Origin of the sequence: Sphingomonas sp. (genome assembly GCF_041661825.1) — a bacterium.
GTDB lineage: Bacteria > Pseudomonadota > Alphaproteobacteria > Sphingomonadales > Sphingomonadaceae > Sphingomonas.
The window spans coordinates 678,858-695,494 of record NZ_JBAZTU010000004.1 but is presented as its reverse complement, the minus strand read 5'-3'; the positions used below and the strand labels follow the sequence as shown (position 1 = coordinate 695,494).

Below are 16,637 nucleotides of genomic sequence, written 5' to 3'. Positions count from 1 at the left end.
CGCGGAGCGATCCGCGGGCTTTTTTGTGCCCGTGATGGCTGCCGTCGCTTATTCCTCGGCCGCTGCCTCCCGCCGGCCCTTGAAACCCTGCGCCACCACATACCATTCCGACGAGCCCTTCCGGCTGGCGGGCGGCTTGGCGTGTTTCACCGTCTTGAAGTTGCGCTTCAGCTCGGCGACCAGCGACGCGTCGGCGCCGCCGGCGAACACCTTGCCGACAAACACCCCGCCCGGCTCGAGCACATCGACGGCGAAGGCGAGCGCCGCCTCGACCAGCGCCATGGTCCTGAGCGCATCGGTCTGCGGATGGCCGACCGTGTTCGCCGCCATGTCGGACAGCACCAGATCGGGCGCGCCGCCCAGCGCCTCGGTCAGCTTCGCCGGCGCGGCATCATCCATGAAGTCCATCTGGAAGATCGTCACATCGTCGATCGGATCGACCGGCAGCAGATCGATACCGACGATCGCCGTCTTGGGCGAGCGCCGCCGCACCACCTGGCTCCAGCCGCCTGGCGCGATGCCGAGATCGACCACGCGCCTTATGCCGCGCAGGAAACCGAAGCGTTCGTCCAGCTCGATCAGCTTGTAGGCGGCGCGGCTGCGATACCCTTCCGCCTTGGCACGCTTCACATAAGGATCATTGAGCTGGCGATCGAGCCAGCGCGTCGATTGCGGAGTCCGCCGCCGCGCGGTCTTGACCCGGACCCGAAGGCCGCCACCATCCTTGCTCATAAAGCTTTCCCGCCGATCAACCGGCGCAATATGCCTTCGCGAATGCCGCGATCGGCGACGCCGAGCCGTTCGGCCGGCCAGAGATCCATGATCGTCTCGAGGATCGCGCAACCGGCGACGACCAGATCGGCCCGCTCATTGCCGATACAGGGTAGCGTTGCGCGTTCGGCAAGGCTCATCCGCGACAGGTCGCTGCTGATTTTCCGCATCGAGGTGGCCGGCACGATCAGCCCGTCGACTGCCGATCGATCATAGTGCGACAGGCCGAGATGGACGCTGGCGAGCGTCGTGACGGTGCCGCTGGTGCCGAGCAGCCGCGGCCGCTCCATCCCGGTCGGCAGGCGGCTGGCGAAGCCGGCAAAGCTTTCCGCGACGAGGCTGCGCATCCGCGCATAGGCGACCGCCAGGCCGTCGGCGCCCGTGCCGCCGCCGGCGCTCTCGGTGAGCGAGACGACGCCCCAGGGCGCGCTGTGCCAGTCGAGCACGACCGGAATCCTGGGCCGCGTATCGACCAGCACCAGCTCGGTCGAGCCGCCGCCGATGTCGAACACCAGAGCGGGATCGTCGCCGGGCTCGATCAGTGCCTGGCAGCCGAGCACCGCGAGCCGCGCCTCTTCCTCGGCGGAGATGATGTCGAGATGGATGCCGGTCTCTTCATAGGCCCGCGCGATGAAGTCGGGGCCGTTGCTCGCCCGCCGGCACGCCTCGGTCGCGACCGAGCGCGACAGGGCGACATTGCGGCGCTTGAGTTTGTCGGCACAGACCTTCAGCGCGGCAAGGGTACGGTCGATCGCCGCGTCGCTGAGACGGCCGGTGGCGGCGAGCCCTTCGCCCAGCCGGACGATTCGCGAAAAGGCATCGACCACGGCAAAGCCATTGCCCTGCGGCCGTGCGATCAGCAGGCGGCAATTATTGGTGCCGAGGTCGAGCGCGGCGAAGTGGCGCGCCTCCGGCCAACGTGCGCGTCCCGCCCCAGGGGTCTTTCCGGGGGTCGGCGCCGAACGGGCAGGTCTGTCCTGCCGGTACGGCATCTTGGGCGAATGATCCCCCATGCCGTGTGTACTCGCTTTTATGTTCTGCCGTCGCGGCAAGCCTTTATGGCCTGACGTTCGGTGCTTGGCATAAGGGGTAGCGCAGGCCGCCGCGCTCGGCAAGCAGTGGGCCCTACAGTTGGTTGACAGCCCTGGCGGAGCCCCCTAGATCGCCCCCCACGTTGCCCCGTCGTCTAATGGTAAGACTACGGACTCTGACTCCGTCTATTGAGGTTCGAATCCTCACGGGGCATCCAGCTTTTTTGTTAGCAAAGTCAATACCCTGCGATCTCGTGGGCGCCTCGGCGCGCGTGCAACATGAGTGCGACATGGTGCCGTTAGAAACCTCGGATTTCCGTCGATTTCTCTCGAGTCCCGGCCAGTCCCTGCAACATGGCTGCAACACGCGACATGCGGCGGGACCGTCCAGTACCGCGACACGCAAGCGTATCGCGTTTCCAGGGCGGGCTACGGGCAGCCGCACTCCACCGAGTGCGATATTTGCGCCGGATGGGGGGATCGTTCCGACCGAGGAAGGTCGGCTGATTTTCGACCTGCTCATGGCAATGCGAGAATCGCCCAAGTGGCGCTAGCTATTAGGTAGTAGATGACCGGCGCAATCGAGGGGCGGTGGTGGCTCGACTTCACCCGACAGCTGCCGCAAACCCGCGATCGATATATACGCTAATGCATTACTGAGTCTCGGTTGCAGAAAGAGCAAGTGTAGTCGTCGCCCCTCCTGAACATATGTTCGACTTTAGCGAGCCTTTCGCATTCGCCGCACTCGACTTCATACCCTTCGCAGGAGCTGCATCCAAATATGTAACTTTGCTTCTTAGATTTGCTCTTAAAAAACATTGCAGCCATATTTATCATGTTGCCAATACCGACTTCATGCGGCTGATGTCCCCACGTCAGCCTACCGCCACATCGTTGGCAATCACTGTCTGGCATTGGTGTCTACCCCCCGGGGATTATTGGCGAACGTGCGCGTTGCTCACAGTGAATGAGTTGGATTTGCTTTTCAAGCGAGGATGGTTTCAGAATCGTCGCATATTCGGCGCACTGCAGCTTCAACGGTCTGCGTCGTTGATCCTCAGTAAGGAATCAGGCGCGAAGGCGAAACGCCCCCACTCCTGATTTCTCACATGCCTTCGTCGATCTCGCCCTCGTCATCAGCGCCTTTATCTGAATCGGCGATCACGCCTGGGTCATTTGCTGCGATCGGAACGGACGATTCCGGTCAGGTCGGCGCGCGTCCTGCGGCGCTCGCGTCGTTCCCGATTGCTTCTGTAACGCAGGAAGGCGATCGCCGCGATGGGCGCCGCCGCGACGATGATGACAGTAAAATAGCCGAGAAGCTGTTGCATGGTGCCGACGAACTCCCCAATTCGCTGGCGCCGAGGCTAGGTTTTATCGGGTTGTTTCTGCAAGGGGTGAATCAGCGATTCACTTGATCGACATCAATACTTGCCCCGTCCTGGGCCAACATGACATGTTTTTTAATCAATTGGGTGCCGATTGCGAATCGATCGCATCCCAAATGGGCGTGCGGCCATGTTCACTGTGGCGCGAGGCCTCGCCACCACTATCGGAACAATGGGCGATGCTGCCGGCGTCAGCCGACAAGCCCATCACAATTCGCGGCGGGGACCGCCAGCGGTACGCGGCTCGGCTGGAACGCGGGCCGCGATGCGGACCGACGCCTCCTCCATGCGGATACGCGAGCGCTCCAGATGGACACGCATCGCCGTCTCTGCCGCCGCCGGATCGCGTGCGAGCAGCGCATGGATGATCTCGGCATGCTCCTGCGCGGCTTCCTGCGGCGCATTGGTGTTGAACAGGAAACGGAAGATGTGGAGGTGCATGTGCAGCCGCTCGATCGTCTCCGCGATCAGATGATTGCCGCTGCCGGTCGCGACCAGGCTGTGCAGCATCGCATCGGCCTCGGCGAAGCGGGCATAGGCGACCCCGGTCTCCGCCTGGATCCGGTCCATCTCCTCTTCCATCGCCGAGAGCTGGCGCAGCGTCTCGTCGTTCATCGATTCCGCGGCGCGGGCGGCGGCATAGGGTTCGATCAGCTGGCGCAGCACATAAAGGTCGCTGACCTCTGACGGCGTCATCTGCGCGCTCGCGTGATAACCGACATTGGGGACCTTGATGACGAGCTTCTCGGCCTCGAGCCGGCTCAGCGCCTCGCGGATCGGGGTCTGCGAGATGCCGAGCTTGCGCGCGACGGCATCGATGCCGATCCGCGTGCCGGGCGCGATCTCCATCGACACCAGCATCGACAGAAGATGCTCATGCGCCCAGGCGACCAGGGTCGGCACCGGGGCGGGCCGCGGCGAGCGATAGCCGGCGGGCGGGAAGGCAATGGGGGAGTCGGAATTGTCCATCTAGGTCTCGAAATGCAACGGCGCCGTGGCGTCTATGCAACACCTATAGGATATCGGATCACTGCGGGAAAGGACGGATCGCAGGCGATGGGTTAACAATGGACCTATCGCGCCCGCAAGAGCACCGTCGCACGCGGCATGCCCTCGCGGCGACCGATATATGCAGCCATTCTCGGTTCCCTGGTCTGGCGGTGCCGATCAACGCCTACTTCAACGCTATTTCCAGTATTTGCCGGCGAACTGGATGAAATAGGGCCAGTTGGGATTGGGCGTATGCCCTTCGGTATGCTGGCGGTATCCGATATCGCCCTCGCCGAGATAGGTGAGGATCGGCGGGAAGCTGGTCGTCTGCAGCCCCTTCTTGCCGAGCAGAGTCCAGACCGGGCTCGCCGCGGCCGACGCCATGAACATGCCGCGTGCATCGACCCAGCCGTCCCCGGGCACGGCGGAGAGCGGCGTCATGATCAGCGCGCCGCCGCCGACGAACAACGGGCGCGGCGCGACCATGGCGATCAGCTCATGGCTGTCGACCGACATCTCGCTGGCATGATGGCCGGCGCCCGCGAATTTCAGGAAGTTGCCCGCGAACCAGTGGAATTCGTTAACCGCCGCCAGGTTGGGAATGCCCTCGCCGAAATTGCGGCGATAGAGCGCGGCACCGCCCGCGCCCGAAGAGGAAATGAACCCGGTGGCGAAACGCTGGTCATAGGCGAGCGCGACAAGCGCTGCCTTACCGCCGCGCGAATGGCCGAAGATCGCGACCTTCTTCGCATCCACCTGCTTGTCGGTGGCGAGATAGTCGAGCCCCCGGCTCGCGCCCCAGGCCCAGGCGCGCAGCACGCCCCAATCCTCGAGGCTACGCGGCTGGCCCTTGTTGACCAGGCCGATGATGCCCTGAGTGAGGCCTGCGGCATTGTCGGCCTGCACGCTGTTGGTATCGAGCGTCGCGAAACCCCAATTCTTCGCCAGCAATTGCTCGCGATAGTCGGGCCCCGGCGGCAGCGCCGGCGCGCCCGGCGGACGGGGACGCGGATTGACCGAGCCGAACGACATCACGACCGGGACGTGCTTGCCCTTGGCGGATGCCGGCGTCGACACGTTCATCAGGATATCGACGGTGATCCCGGGTGCCGCCGCATTGTCGACATGGCCGACGAGCTTTCGGGTGACGACGGCAGTCGAGCCGATCGTCTCCTCGACCGTCTCGGCGACACGCCAGGTTACGATCGGCACAATCGCCGGTACCCGGCCATAGACCTCACGGTCGAACAGCTCGGCAATCTCGGCACGGCGGGCGGGCCATTGCGCTGCCCTGGTCAGCTTGACCCCGGCATTGCTGGTCAGCGGATCGGGGAGATTGGGAAAGGGATTGGCCCGGGTCTCGTCGAAATTGGCGAAATCGGGCTTGCTCGGATCGCGCGCCGAGACGGTCGGGGTCAGCGTGGTGATCCCGAGAAGCCGCATCTCGCGGGCGCGTTCCGCCGCGGATTCAGCCGTGATGCGATCGCGCTCGGGATCGGGCGGCGGGGCGACCGGGGCCAGCGGCGTCTGAGCGGCGCGGATCGCAGGGACCGCCAGCGCGGTAGAGACCAGCAGGAGCGCTGCAACGGAAAGTCTTCCCTTCACGATCTTCTCCCGGGCCGGTGATAAAAAGGCGGGGCGGCGCCGAAGCGACGCCCCGCCAGGTGTCCCGCGCTCGGGAGCGACGGGAGGGGTAGGGTAAGCGCCGGGTGGCTCAGCGCTTGTACAACGGCGGCGAGCCGGCAACCTTGGTCCGCAGACGGTAGATGCTGGTCGAACCGGTGAAATAGAGATCCTTGCCGTCGGCCCCGCCCCAGGCGAGGTTGGCGGCGACTTCGGGCAGCTTGATCTGGCCGAGCAGCTTGCCCTGCGGCGAGATGACGCGAATGCCGCCCGGGCCGGTGCTCCAGACATTGCCGGCGACATCCGTCTTCAGCCCGTCCGGACCGCCCCGGCCCATGCTGCGGTCATAGGTGAACAGCACGCGCCGGTTGGACAGTGCGCCGTCCTTGCCCACGTCATAAGCGCGGGTGAACATCTCCGGCCCATAGCTGTTGACGTAGAAGGTCTTGCCGTCGTTCGAGAAAGCGAGACCATTGGGCAGCTTCAGGTCGGTGACCATCGGGGTCAGCTTGCCCCCGGCATAGCGATAGACCGCAGCGAAAGGCTGCTCGAGCGGGGGCGACGGCTCCATGTTCATCGGGCCGAAGGGCGGATCGGTGAACCAGAGCGCCCCGTCCTTGGCGAAGACAAGGTCGTTCGGGCTGTTGATTTTCTTGCCGTCATAGGTGCTGAGGAACGGCTTGATCGCGAGCTTGGCGTCGAGCCGCGAGAGGTTGCGGCCGCCCTGCTGGGCATAGACGATCGTACCGTCCTTGTCGGTGGCCATCGCGTTCGGCCCGAGCGTCTTGCCCGGCTTGGGGTTGGGATAACCGCCGGCATGATCGACCAGCAACTCGACCTTGCCGTCGGGCGTGACCGCGCGGATCTCCTCGCCGCCGACATCGGAGAACCACAGCCGGCCTGCACGCCACATCGGGCCTTCGACGAACTTAAAGCCGGTCGCGACCTTCTCGATCTGCGCATCGGGCGCGATCAGGGCGTCGAGCGCGGGGTCGACGCGAACGACCTCGGACACCGCCGGTGCGGCCGGCGGCGTCTGCGCGACCGAGGCGCTGATCGCCGCGATCCCGGCACTCATGACAAGCGCGTATTTCAGTACGGACTTCATCGTTTCCCCTCCAGGGTTGTTCTCGTTCAGCCGGGAAAACCCGGCGCAGATCTCACTTCGCGGCGGGCTTGGCCGGTTCGGGGCCGAAATTCGTCGCGAGGTAACCGATCACCATGGTCATATCGTCGGGCGTCAGGTCGGCGCCGCGATCGACCATCAGCTGCACCGTCGCCGCCCAGTCATCGGCGCTGCGGCGCTGGTTGAACACGCTCGCGGTCGAGTGGCAGGTGCTGCAGCGTTCGTTGATCACGACGAGCGCCGGGCCGGGCGGCGGCGTCGGGGCGGCGGGCGCCGGAGGCGCGCTCTGCGCCTCCAGCCCGCGCGTCGCCACGACCGCAAAGGCCAGGCCCATCACACTCAATGCTATTTTCCGTGCAGACATTTCCACCCGATACTCCCGTTACACAGTCACTTCTTCGGTAGCGCAAACGCCAGCACTGCGTCGCTCGACACCGGCGAGCCGTTGAACCCGCCGGTATCGACCGCCGCGACAAACTGGCGGCCGCTCTTGCCGGCGTAGCTGATCGCCGAGCCGTAGATCGCCGCCGGCAGCGTCGCCGTCCACAGGACCTTGCCAGTGCGGGTATCGAAGGCGCGCATCTTGTTCTCATCCGTGCCGCCGAAGAAGGCGAGGCCGGTCGCGGTGACGATCGGCGCGCCCGAGCTCAGCCGGCCGGTGTCGCGCATGCCCTCGGGCAACGTGTCGGTCGTGCCGAGCGGCACGCGCCACGCGATCTTGCCATTGTTGACGTTGACCGCGACCATTTCGCCCCAGGGCGGCGGACCGCAGGGGATGCGCGTTTCGCGATCCCAGAAATAGACATAGCCGCGCGCCAGCCCCCAGGACCCGTCCGCCTGCTTGGCGAGCTGCTGCGGACTCGCCAGAGAGTTGACGTTGGTGATGTAGAGGCCCTGCTTCGGATCGAAGGCGCCCCCTCCATAATCGATGCCGCCAAGGCTGCCCGGGAAGAAAGCGACCGCCGAATCCGCCCGGAGCGGCTGGAACATCTTGCTCCCGACGATCTTGTAGTCGTCGACCACTTTCTGGCAGCGCTGCTTCACGTCGGGCGTCATCGCCGCCATTTCCGACATGTCGAACGACAGACGGGTGAGCGGCGGCGGCGTCGACGGCATCGGCTGAGTCGCCGACGGGACTTCGCCCGGAATGTCGGTGTCGGTCGGGACCGGCACTTCCTTCACGTCATAGATGGGCTTGCCGGTGACGCGATCCAGGATGAACATGATCGCCATCTTGCTCATCACGGCGATCGCCGGAATATTGCGGCCGCCCTTCTTCACGTCCATCAAGGTCGCGGCGGGCAGATCCACATCCCAGATGTCGTGATGCACGACCTGGAAATGCCAGAGATATTTGCCGTTGTTGGCGTCGACCGCGACGATCGAGTTGCCGTAGAGATTATTGCCCTTGCGGTCCCCGCCCCAGCGATCGAAGCTGGGCGCCGCGATCGGCAGATAGGCGATACCGCGCTTTTCATCGACGACGATCTGCGTCCAGACATTGTTGCCCGAGCGGTTCTTCCAGCTATCGCCTTCCCAGGTCTCGTGACCCGGCTCGCCCGGGCGGGGCACCGTGTTGAAGGTCCAGACCAGCTTGCCGTTGCGCGCATCCCAGGCGCGGACATCGCCGCGGGCGCCGAGCGACGGCGTTTCCTGCACGCGCGATCCAGTGATGATCAGGTCGCCGTAAATGGCGGGCGGCCCGGTCATGCCATATTGGCCGTTCGGGTTGCCGTTCATGATCTCCGGCGTCTTCAGATTGACCACGCCGTTGTCGCCGAAGCCGGGCACTGGCACGCCAGTGGCGGCATCGAGCGCGATCAGCCGGCCCGAGCGCGTGCCGAACACGATCTCGGGCTTGGCCCTGCCCGAGCCGGGCCAATATTGCACGCCGCGGGTCGAAGCCTGGTCGCGCTCGGGCATCTGATAGGCCCAGATCTCCTTGCCGGTATCGGCATCGAGCGCGACGACCTTGCCGTAGGGCGAGGGGAAATACATCACGCCGTTCATCACGATCGGCGTCGCCTGCGACGACGAGAAGCGCGGGCGTGGCGGCGGCGGCATATTGGCCGGCGCCTCGGGATTAACCGGGAAGGTGGGCACGACGAAATTGGCCGGCTTCATATTGTAGGTCCAGGCGACCTGGAGCTTGTCGACATTCTGCGGCGTGATCTGGGTGAGCGGCGAATAGCGCGACGCTCCCTGATCGTTGCCGTAGCTGGGCCAGTCCTTTCCGGGAGCGGCATGAGCCGAGGCGGCGATCGTCGCGACGCCCGCGAGCAGCAGCGCGATCCTCAACGGGCAGCCCTCGGACGAGCGGCTTGTGCCGCCATGTACGACGCCTTGGATGCCAGGTCCTTCGCAACACCGATAATCATCATATCGAGGGGAGCCGCTCCTGTTGATCGAATCGACCGGGATTGCCCCAGATCGACGGGGACGACATCCCCGGTGTGAAGGGGCGCCGTTTCGGAACCGATCGTCACCTCGCCGTCGCCCGAAAGGACGAGATAGACTTCACTCATCTCCGCCATGGTCCGTGCGCCGACTGAAGCACCCTGCGGGATGCGCAGATGATCGACATAGGACCAGGGAGTCGAAAAGACGCTCGGCTCGAACGCGCGGCGATATTGTACTGTACCGGTGCCCCCATCCATGCCCGCGACAGGGCGCAACTGGGCCGGATCGAAGCGGGCGGAAATGAACTGCGGGATCGGATCGAGCGTCACATCGGTGCGCGGATCGTTCAGGTTGAACGCGTCATAGGTCTTGGTCAGCCCAACATTGATATTGACCCATTGCACAGGCTTGTCAGTGGGGTTGTAGATGCCGTGCGCCTGACCCATCCGGTCGGGGACCGCGGCCGGGCCCTTGATGAGCGAGGTATGGCCGTTGATCGTGAACTGCGCCTCACCGTCCAGGATGACGAACATCTCTTCGCAGTTGTTGTGGAAATGCTCGCCGATGCCGCTTTTCGGCGCGATCACCCCGCGGTGGACGAAGATCAGATTGGTGCTGAGCGCGTCGGCGCCGAAGATCGCGCCGAACTCCATGGATCCGGCGCCGGCATGAACACCCTCGCTGTGACGGAACTTGCTTGGATCGGTGTGGCCGATGCGCTGCGCCAGGGTCTTGGCGGGTTGAGCCGGAACAGCAGACTGCCCATGAGCGACAGCCGCATAGAGCAACGGCGCGACGAGCGCACACGCCAGATAGTGCTTCCTCAACCCAGATCTCCCCTCGGCATCGCGGCCGGCTCCTTGCGGCCCCGGCTCAGACGTTGTTCTTTGTTTCGACGGATGCTAGCAGGGTGCAATATCATATACAATATGATCCTGAGCCAATCGGCAACAGGACGGAGACTAGCGAGGGGATAGACCATGATGACGGAAGCGAGGCGCTCGCGAGTGCGGGTCTTATTGATTTTCCTGCTTTTTATGCTGAGCGCAGTCGCGTTCCTCGACCGGACCAACATCTCGGTCGCGGGCGTGCAGATGCGTCAGGAGTACGGGATCGACCAGATTCATCTGGGCTGGGTCTTCAGCGCGTTCCTGATCGGCTATGCCGCCTTCCAGGTTCCGGCGGGCTGGCTCGCCGTCAGGATCGGGCCGCGCAAAGCCCTCACCTATGGCGTCATCTGGTGGGGTCTCTTCTCCGCCGCGACCGCTTTGGTCTCTCCCGCGTTCGGCAGCACCGTGTTGCAGCTGATCATCGTCCGTTTCCTGCTCGGTGCGGGTGAGGCCGTGATCTATCCGGCGGGCAACCAGCTCCTGTCGCGCTGGATTCCCATCCAGGAGCGCGGCAAGGCCAACGGTCTGATCTTTGCCGGCGTCGGCGCGGGTTCCGGCCTGACCCCGCCGCTGATCACCGCGCTCATCGTGTTCGGCGGCTGGCGCTTGTCTTTCTATGCGTGCGCGCTGATCGGCATCGTGGTCGGTGCCATCTGGTATGTGCTCGCGCGCGACAAGCCGGAAGATCATCCGGCCGTTTCCGCATCCGAACTTGCCCATATCCGGGCTGGCCTGCCCGCCGTGTCGACCGCTCCGACCCCCGCCACGCCCTGGGGCGCGATCCTGACCGATCGTAACGTCTGGGGCTTGTTCATCAGCTATTTCTGCTTCGGCTATGTCGCCTGGCTCTTCTTCAGCTGGTTCTTCATCTACCTGGCCGAGGTGCGCCATGTCGATCTGAAGACGAGCGCATTGTACAGCTCGATGCCGTTCATCGCGATGACCATCTGCTGCCTGAGCGGCGGCGTCGCGAACGACCGGATCGCCAAGAAATACGGCCTGTTCTGGGGCCGCAGCGGCCTCGCAGTGGTGGCGTTCATCCTGACCGCCTGCTTTCTTGCCGCGGGATCTCAGGTGACCAGCACCGGGCTGGCCGTGGTGATCCTGGCCGGCGGCGCTGGCGCGCTCTATCTCTCGCAAAGTTCGTTCTGGTCGGTCACCGCCGACATCGCCGGGCCCTATACCGGCGTCGTATCGGGCTTCATGAACATGGGCTGCCAGATCGGCGGGGCGATCACGGCATCGCTGACGCCGTGGATCGCGGCGGAATATGGCTGGATCGCAGCGTTCGGCACGGCTGCCACCCTGGCGGTCGTCGGGGCGGTCGCCTGGTGTTTCGTTCGGCCTGACCGGCTGATCGTTGCCGCGCGACCAGCCACGCCCCATCTCGAGGCGGTTGCCGCCTGATTTCGCCGACGGGCAATCATCGACTGTAAATGCCGTCGGCGGGCGGCGCGTATGAAGGAAGACATTGAATGACGACGCTGCCGCTTTCCGGCATCCGGGTGCTCGATATCACCCAGGTCATGGCAGGCCCGTTCTGCTGCATGCTGCTGGGCGATATGGGCGCCGACGTGATCAAGATCGAGCCGCCGAAAACGGGCGATTCGACGCGTCATTCGATGGGTTTCCGTCTGAAGGGCGAGGACAGCCCCGGCTTCCTCGCACTCAACCGCAACAAGCGCAGCATCACGCTCGACCTGAAGAACGACGCCGATCGCGAGGTGCTTTACGCCCTGGTCAAGACTGCCGATGTGGTGGTCGAGAATGCCCGGCCGGGTGTCGCCGCCCGGCTCGGCATGGGCTATGACACGCTCAGCGCGATCAACCCGCGGCTGATCTATGCCAGCATCTCGGGCTTCGGCCAGACCGGGCCCTGGGCGCAGCGCCCCGGATTCGACCTGATCGCCCAGGCCATGTCGGGCGTGCTCAGCTCGAACGGCTTTCCCGGCATGGAGCCGGCCAAGAACTCGATCGCCGTCGCCGATCTCGGCGCGGGGCTATTCTCGGTCTATGCGATCCTAAGCGCAGTCATCGGCCGCGAGAAATCGGGCGTCGGCCAATATATCGATGCCTCGCTGCTTGAAGCAGCGATGGGCCTGTCGATCTGGGAGACGACCGAACTGTGGGGCACCGGCAAGTCGCCGACCCCGATCGGCTCGGCCAACCGCATGTCGGGGCCGTATCAGGCAGTGCTCGCCAAGGACGGCTGGTTCGTCATCGGTGCTGCCAATCAGGGCCTGTGGCTGACCTTCCTCAAGATCCTCGGCCGCGAGGAATTGCAGGACGTTCCCGACTATTCGACCAATGCAGCGCGCGTCGCCAACCGGATCGAGCTGATCGCGGAGCTAGCCCCGACCTTCCTCACCCGCACCAGCCAGGAATGGATCGACGCGCTGCTCGGCGCCGGCGTGCCCGCCGCACCGATCCTCGATTACGAGCAGGCCATGGCGAGCGAACAGGCGATAGCGCGCAACATGGTGATGGACGTGCCGCACCCGATCGAAGGCAGCTTCAAGTCGCTCGGCTTCCCGGTCAAGATGATGGGCACGCCGCAGGAAGTCCGCCTGCCGCCGCCGCTGATCAACGAGCATGGCGATGAGATCCGCCGCGAGCTGCGCGAACGCGGCCTGCTGCCGGACGCCCCGGCGGAGGCGGCCGAATGACCGGCCAGACTATCCTTGAGCGCGACGACGCGATCGCGCGCGTCCGGTTCGACAACGTCCCGGCGCACAATGCGCTGACTCACCAGATGTGGGTCGACCTGCATGATATCTGCGTGCAGCTGGCCAATGACCCCACCGTTCGCGTCGTCGTCTTCCGCGGCACCGGGGGCAAGGCGTTCATCTCGGGCACCGACATTTCGAGCTTCGCCGATTTCTCGAGCGGGCAGGACGGGCTCGATTACGAGAATGAGATCGATGTCTTCATGGGGTCGATCGACAAGATCCCGGCAATCACCATCGCGGTGGTCGAAGGCTGGGCGGTCGGCGGCGGGATCAACATCTCCTCGGCCTGCGATTTCCGCATCGCGACACCGAATTCGAAGTTCGGCTCGCCGATCGGCCGCACCATCGGCAATTGCCTGTCGTCCAGCAGCGTGGCGCGGGTCGGCGGCGCAGTGGGCGTTCAGATCGCCAAGCGCATGGTGCTGCTCGGCGAGTTCATCACGGCGCAGGAGATGCTCGACAGCGGCTTCCTCTACAAGATGGTCGAAGCCGAAGAGCTGGACGCGGCGGTCGAGGCGTTGGTGCAACGCGCGTCGGAAAATGCGCCGCTCACCACGAAGACGACCAAGGAAACCATCCGGCGAATGACCTTCGACGGGCTGCCCGACATCCAGCAGCTGATTTCCGACGTATACGGCAGCAACGACTTCCGCCGCGGCGTGCACGACTTCCTGGCCAAGACCAAGAAGACCCCGATCTGGACGGGCGACTGAGCGGCGTAGGCCAACCGCACTCTGCTTCCTCCGTCACCCCGGACTTGTTCCGGGGTCTACGGTGCCGCAAATCCGAAAGCTGGGAGTCTGCGGAACGGTGGATGCCGGAACAAGTCCGGCAGGACGGTTGGAGTGATCACCCACAAACCAAATGGCCGCCCCCTTTCGGGAGCGGCCGTTTTTGCGATCCGCTGAAAGCCGTTACCAGCTGACGGCGATATACTTCGCTTCGGTATATTCGTGCAGGCCGTGGTGCGAGCCTTCGCGACCCAGACCGCTCTGCTTGACGCCGCCGAACGGCGCCGCCGCATCCGACACCAGGCCGCGATTGAGCGCGACCATGCCGGCCTCGATCCGCTCCGAGATGGCGAGGCCCTTTTTCAGGTCGCCGGTGAAGACATAGGCGGCCAGGCCGAACTCGGTGGCGTTGGCGAGGCGGATGGCGTCCTCGACATCGTCGAACAGGGTGATCGGCGCGACCGGGCCGAACACTTCGGTCGTCAGGATCTCCGAATCCGGATGGATGTCGGCGATGACCGTCGGCGGGTAGAAGAAGCCGTCGCCATGCGGGGTCTTGCCGCCGAGCAGGACGCGCGCGCCCTTCGCCACGGCGTCCTCGACCAGCATCTCGATCTTGTCGATCGCTTCCTGGTTGATCATCGCGCCGCATTCGGTCGCCGATTCATAACCCGGCCCGACCTTCAGCGCGCCCATCTTCTCGACCAGCTTCTGCGTGAACGCCTCATAGATGCCGCGCTGGACATAGAAGCGGTTCGCCGCGGTGCAGGCCTCGCCGGCGTTGCGCATCTTGGCGACCATCGCGCCTTCGATCGCCGCATCGAGATCGGCATCGTCGAGCACCAGGAACGGCGCGTTGCCGCCCAGCTCCATCGAGGCGCTGAGCACCTGGTCGGCGCATTCGCGCAGCAGGATGCGGCCGACTTCGGTCGACCCGGTGAAGCTGAGCTTCCGCACGCGCGGATCGTGCAGCATCGCGCGGCACACGCCGGGCGCATCGCTGGTGTTGATGACATTGACGACGCCTGCCGGAACGCCCGCCTCGAGCATGATCTGCGCGACGGCGAGCGCAGTCAGCGGCGTTTCCGCCGCGGGCTTCAGGATGACGGTGCAGCCCGCCGCCAGCGCCGGCGCGATCTTGCGCGTCGCCATCGCCGCCGGGAAATTCCACGGCGTGATCAACAGCGAGATGCCGATCGGCTGATACTGGACCAGGATACGGTTGTTGCCCGCGGGCGAGATCGACAACTCGCCGTTGATGCGCACGGCTTCCTCGGCATACCAGCGGAAGAATTCGGCGGCATAGCCGACTTCGCCGCGCGCGTCGGGCAGCGACTTGCCATTTTCCAGGCTGATCAGCTGGGCGAGCCATTCGGCATTCGCCATCATCTTTTCCCAGCACGCCATCAGGATCGTGGCGCGCGCGCGGGGCGCGGTCGCGGCCCAGGCGGCGGCGGCGGCTTCGGCCGCGTCGACACAGGCGATACCGTCCTCGACCGTGCCGTCGGCGATGGCGGTCAGCACGCCGCCGGTCGAGGGATTGACGATTTCGATGCGGCCGCGGGCAGAGCCCTCGACCCAGGCATTGCCGATCAGCAGATCGGTCGGGACATCGAACGGCGCTTCATGGTCACCGGCGGCGGGGGCTGCGTAACTATTCAGAGAGTCCATCATTCTGCCTTTTGGAGGTTCTGATTCACGCGATCGAGCAACAGCGAGCGGTCGCCGACATAAGCGGCGCCGGTGATGCTGCGCATCGCGTCGAGATCGAGGGGACGGGGGTTGTTCTTGATCAGACGCTGCGCCTTCAGGCCGTTCTCCGCGACATATTCCTGCATGTCTTCGGCCAGGCCGAGCTGCTTGAGCGAGGTGGGAATATCGACCGACGCGAACAAGTCCGCGATGCCGTCGATGAAGAGCTGGGACAGCATGTCCTCGCTGTCGTCGGGCGACCCCAGGCCGACGACACGGGCAAGCTCGGCGAACGCGGGAACTGCGGCCGGACGGTTGAACTGCATGACATAAGGCAGCAGCGCCGCAACCCCGTCGCCATGCGCCGTGTGAGTCAGATTGCCGACGGGATATTGCAGCGCATGCGCCGCCGCCGTGCCCGCCACGCCGAACGCGCAGCCGGCGGCGAGCGCACCGAGCATCAGCTGCTCGCGCGCGGCCACGTCGCTGCCATCGTCATAAGCGGTCTTGAGGCTGTCCCACACGCACTTCACCGCGAGCTTGGCGAAATGGTCCGACAACGCGTTCTTGCCGACAAAGACATGGTCCTGGGTCAGCATCGCATCGATCGGACGAGCGAGCGCGGTGAATGCCTCGACCGCATGAGTCATTGCGTCGGAACCCGAACAGGCAGTGAGGCCCTTGGGGCAGGTGATCGTCAGCTCCGGATCGCAGATCGCCGCCATCGGGATGAGATGGGGGCTGGCGATGCCAACCTTGGCACCCAGCGCATTGTCGGAGACCACGGCGACGGGCGTGACCTCGGAACCGGTACCCGATGTCGTCGGCACGGCGACCAGCGGCAGGACCGGGCCGGGCACTTTGAACTCGCCATAATAGTCACTGATGTTGCCGCCGTGCGCGAGCAGCACCGCGACGACCTTCGACAGGTCCATGCAGCTGCCGCCGCCGATGCCGAGCACCACATCGGCGGTGAAGCCGCGGACCTGCTCGACGCATTCCAGGATCGATTCGACCGGCAGGTCGGGCTGGGTCTGGTCATAGACATGAGTCTCGACCCCGGCCTCTTCGAGATCGGCGAGCATCGTCCTGAACGCCGGATCGGCGGCCAGACGCGCATCGGTGCAGATCAACGCGCGCTTGCCGAGCGAGGCGGTCACCTTGCCGATGGCTCGGCGCTGACCGACGCCGAACAGGACCGAGCGGGGGAGACGCATGGCGCCGAAAATGTTCATTATATGCCTGCCGAACGAGAGAGTGGGGGGA

At 64.9% G+C, this 16,637-nt stretch carries 14 protein-coding genes and 1 tRNA gene; 4 read left to right on the top strand and 11 right to left on the bottom strand.

What is annotated here, in order from left to right; genetic code table 11:
• Positions 1-48 precede the first annotated feature (48 nt).
• Together WC729_RS22035 and WC729_RS22030 are read right to left on the bottom strand one after the other, a co-directional pair.
• Positions 49-732 carry an RlmE family RNA methyltransferase gene (locus WC729_RS22035; RefSeq protein WP_372856570.1) on the bottom strand — a complete coding sequence of 228 codons (684 nt, stop codon included), beginning with the start codon at positions 730-732 and terminating at the stop codon, positions 49-51.
• Complete coding sequence (locus WC729_RS22030) at positions 729-1,763, bottom strand: Ppx/GppA phosphatase family protein (RefSeq protein ID WP_372856652.1); 1,035 nt, start codon at positions 1,761-1,763, stop codon at positions 729-731. The genes WC729_RS22035 and WC729_RS22030 overlap by 4 nt, the downstream gene beginning before the upstream one ends.
• Before the next feature lie 183 nt (positions 1,764-1,946).
• Here WC729_RS22030 and WC729_RS22025 point away from each other — a divergent pair.
• Positions 1,947-2,020 (top strand) — tRNA-Gln (locus tag WC729_RS22025).
• A 954-nt stretch (positions 2,021-2,974) separates the two neighbouring features.
• Here WC729_RS22025 and WC729_RS22020 read toward each other — a convergent pair.
• From WC729_RS22020 to WC729_RS21990, 7 genes are all read right to left on the bottom strand, one after another.
• On the bottom strand, positions 2,975-3,133 hold the full coding sequence (locus WC729_RS22020; protein WP_372856569.1) for a hypothetical protein: 159 nt from the start codon (positions 3,131-3,133) through the stop codon (positions 2,975-2,977).
• Positions 3,134-3,397: 264 nt separating this feature from the next.
• A complete protein-coding gene (locus WC729_RS22015; protein ID WP_372856568.1) occupies positions 3,398-4,159 on the bottom strand; it encodes a GntR family transcriptional regulator in 762 nt (253 codons plus the stop codon).
• 216 nt (positions 4,160-4,375) lie between these two features.
• Positions 4,376-5,785, bottom strand: coding sequence for an alpha/beta hydrolase family protein (locus WC729_RS22010; protein WP_372856567.1), 1,410 nt, complete (start codon positions 5,783-5,785; stop codon positions 4,376-4,378).
• 109 nt (positions 5,786-5,894) lie between these two features.
• Complete coding sequence (locus WC729_RS22005) at positions 5,895-6,911, bottom strand: SMP-30/gluconolactonase/LRE family protein (RefSeq protein ID WP_372856566.1); 1,017 nt, start codon at positions 6,909-6,911, stop codon at positions 5,895-5,897.
• Positions 6,912-6,963: 52 nt separating this feature from the next.
• Positions 6,964-7,272 carry a hypothetical protein gene (locus WC729_RS22000; protein WP_372856565.1) on the bottom strand — a complete coding sequence of 103 codons (309 nt, stop codon included), beginning with the start codon at positions 7,270-7,272 and terminating at the stop codon, positions 6,964-6,966.
• Positions 7,273-7,319: 47 nt separating this feature from the next.
• Positions 7,320-9,227, bottom strand: coding sequence for a PQQ-binding-like beta-propeller repeat protein (locus WC729_RS21995; protein ID WP_372856564.1), 1,908 nt, complete (start codon positions 9,225-9,227; stop codon positions 7,320-7,322).
• Positions 9,224-10,156, bottom strand: coding sequence for a cupin domain-containing protein (locus WC729_RS21990; RefSeq protein ID WP_372856563.1), 933 nt, complete (start codon positions 10,154-10,156; stop codon positions 9,224-9,226). Before WC729_RS21990 ends, WC729_RS21995 begins: the two co-directional genes overlap by 4 nt.
• Before the next feature lie 210 nt (positions 10,157-10,366).
• On the opposite strand from WC729_RS21990, the gene WC729_RS21985 reads away from it, so the two are divergent.
• The 3 genes from WC729_RS21985 to WC729_RS21975 all read left to right on the top strand — a co-directional run bounded on the left by WC729_RS21985 (position 10,367) and on the right by WC729_RS21975 (position 13,661).
• The gene (locus tag WC729_RS21985) at positions 10,367-11,626 is read left to right on the top strand and encodes an MFS transporter (RefSeq protein WP_372856562.1); all 1,260 of its coding nucleotides are present in this window, start codon (positions 10,367-10,369) and stop codon (positions 11,624-11,626) included.
• A gap of 68 nt (positions 11,627-11,694) precedes the next feature.
• Positions 11,695-12,885, top strand: a complete 1,191-nt coding sequence (locus tag WC729_RS21980) for a CaiB/BaiF CoA transferase family protein (protein ID WP_372856561.1) — start codon at positions 11,695-11,697, stop codon at positions 12,883-12,885.
• Positions 12,882-13,661 (top strand): enoyl-CoA hydratase, encoded by a 780-nt coding sequence (locus tag WC729_RS21975; RefSeq protein WP_372856560.1) that lies wholly within the window; start codon positions 12,882-12,884, stop codon positions 13,659-13,661. The genes WC729_RS21980 and WC729_RS21975 overlap by 4 nt, the downstream gene beginning before the upstream one ends.
• 201 nt (positions 13,662-13,862) lie before the next feature.
• Here the strand turns inward: WC729_RS21975 and WC729_RS21970 are convergent, their stop codons facing one another.
• Together WC729_RS21970 and WC729_RS21965 are read right to left on the bottom strand one after the other, a co-directional pair.
• Positions 13,863-15,350: an NAD-dependent succinate-semialdehyde dehydrogenase gene (locus WC729_RS21970; RefSeq protein ID WP_372856559.1), complete on the bottom strand. Its 1,488-nt coding sequence runs from the start codon at positions 15,348-15,350 to the stop codon at positions 13,863-13,865.
• Entirely contained in the window at positions 15,350-16,588 is a 1,239-nt protein-coding gene (locus tag WC729_RS21965) for an iron-containing alcohol dehydrogenase (protein ID WP_372856558.1), read from the bottom strand. The genes WC729_RS21970 and WC729_RS21965 overlap by 1 nt, the downstream gene beginning before the upstream one ends.
• Between the last annotated feature and the right edge of the window lie 49 nt (positions 16,589-16,637).

Excerpts from the sequence above, each read along its gene's own strand:
- WC729_RS22035 (WP_372856570.1), bottom strand. The coding sequence starts at position 732 with ATGAGCAAGGATGGTGGCGGCCTTCGGGTCCGGGTCAAGACCGCGCGG.
- WC729_RS22030 (WP_372856652.1), bottom strand. The coding sequence starts at position 1,763 with ATGCCGTACCGGCAGGACAGACCTGCCCGTTCGGCGCCGACCCCCGGA.
- WC729_RS22020 (WP_372856569.1), bottom strand. The coding sequence starts at position 3,133 with ATGCAACAGCTTCTCGGCTATTTTACTGTCATCATCGTCGCGGCGGCG.
- WC729_RS22015 (WP_372856568.1), bottom strand. The coding sequence starts at position 4,159 with ATGGACAATTCCGACTCCCCCATTGCCTTCCCGCCCGCCGGCTATCGC.
- WC729_RS22005 (WP_372856566.1), bottom strand. The coding sequence starts at position 6,911 with ATGAAGTCCGTACTGAAATACGCGCTTGTCATGAGTGCCGGGATCGCG.
- WC729_RS21985 (WP_372856562.1), top strand. The coding sequence starts at position 10,367 with ATGCTGAGCGCAGTCGCGTTCCTCGACCGGACCAACATCTCGGTCGCG.
- WC729_RS21980 (WP_372856561.1), top strand. The coding sequence starts at position 11,695 with ATGACGACGCTGCCGCTTTCCGGCATCCGGGTGCTCGATATCACCCAG.
- WC729_RS21975 (WP_372856560.1), top strand. The coding sequence starts at position 12,882 with ATGACCGGCCAGACTATCCTTGAGCGCGACGACGCGATCGCGCGCGTC.
- WC729_RS21970 (WP_372856559.1), bottom strand. The coding sequence starts at position 15,350 with ATGGACTCTCTGAATAGTTACGCAGCCCCCGCCGCCGGTGACCATGAA.
- WC729_RS21965 (WP_372856558.1), bottom strand. The coding sequence starts at position 16,588 with ATGCGTCTCCCCCGCTCGGTCCTGTTCGGCGTCGGTCAGCGCCGAGCC.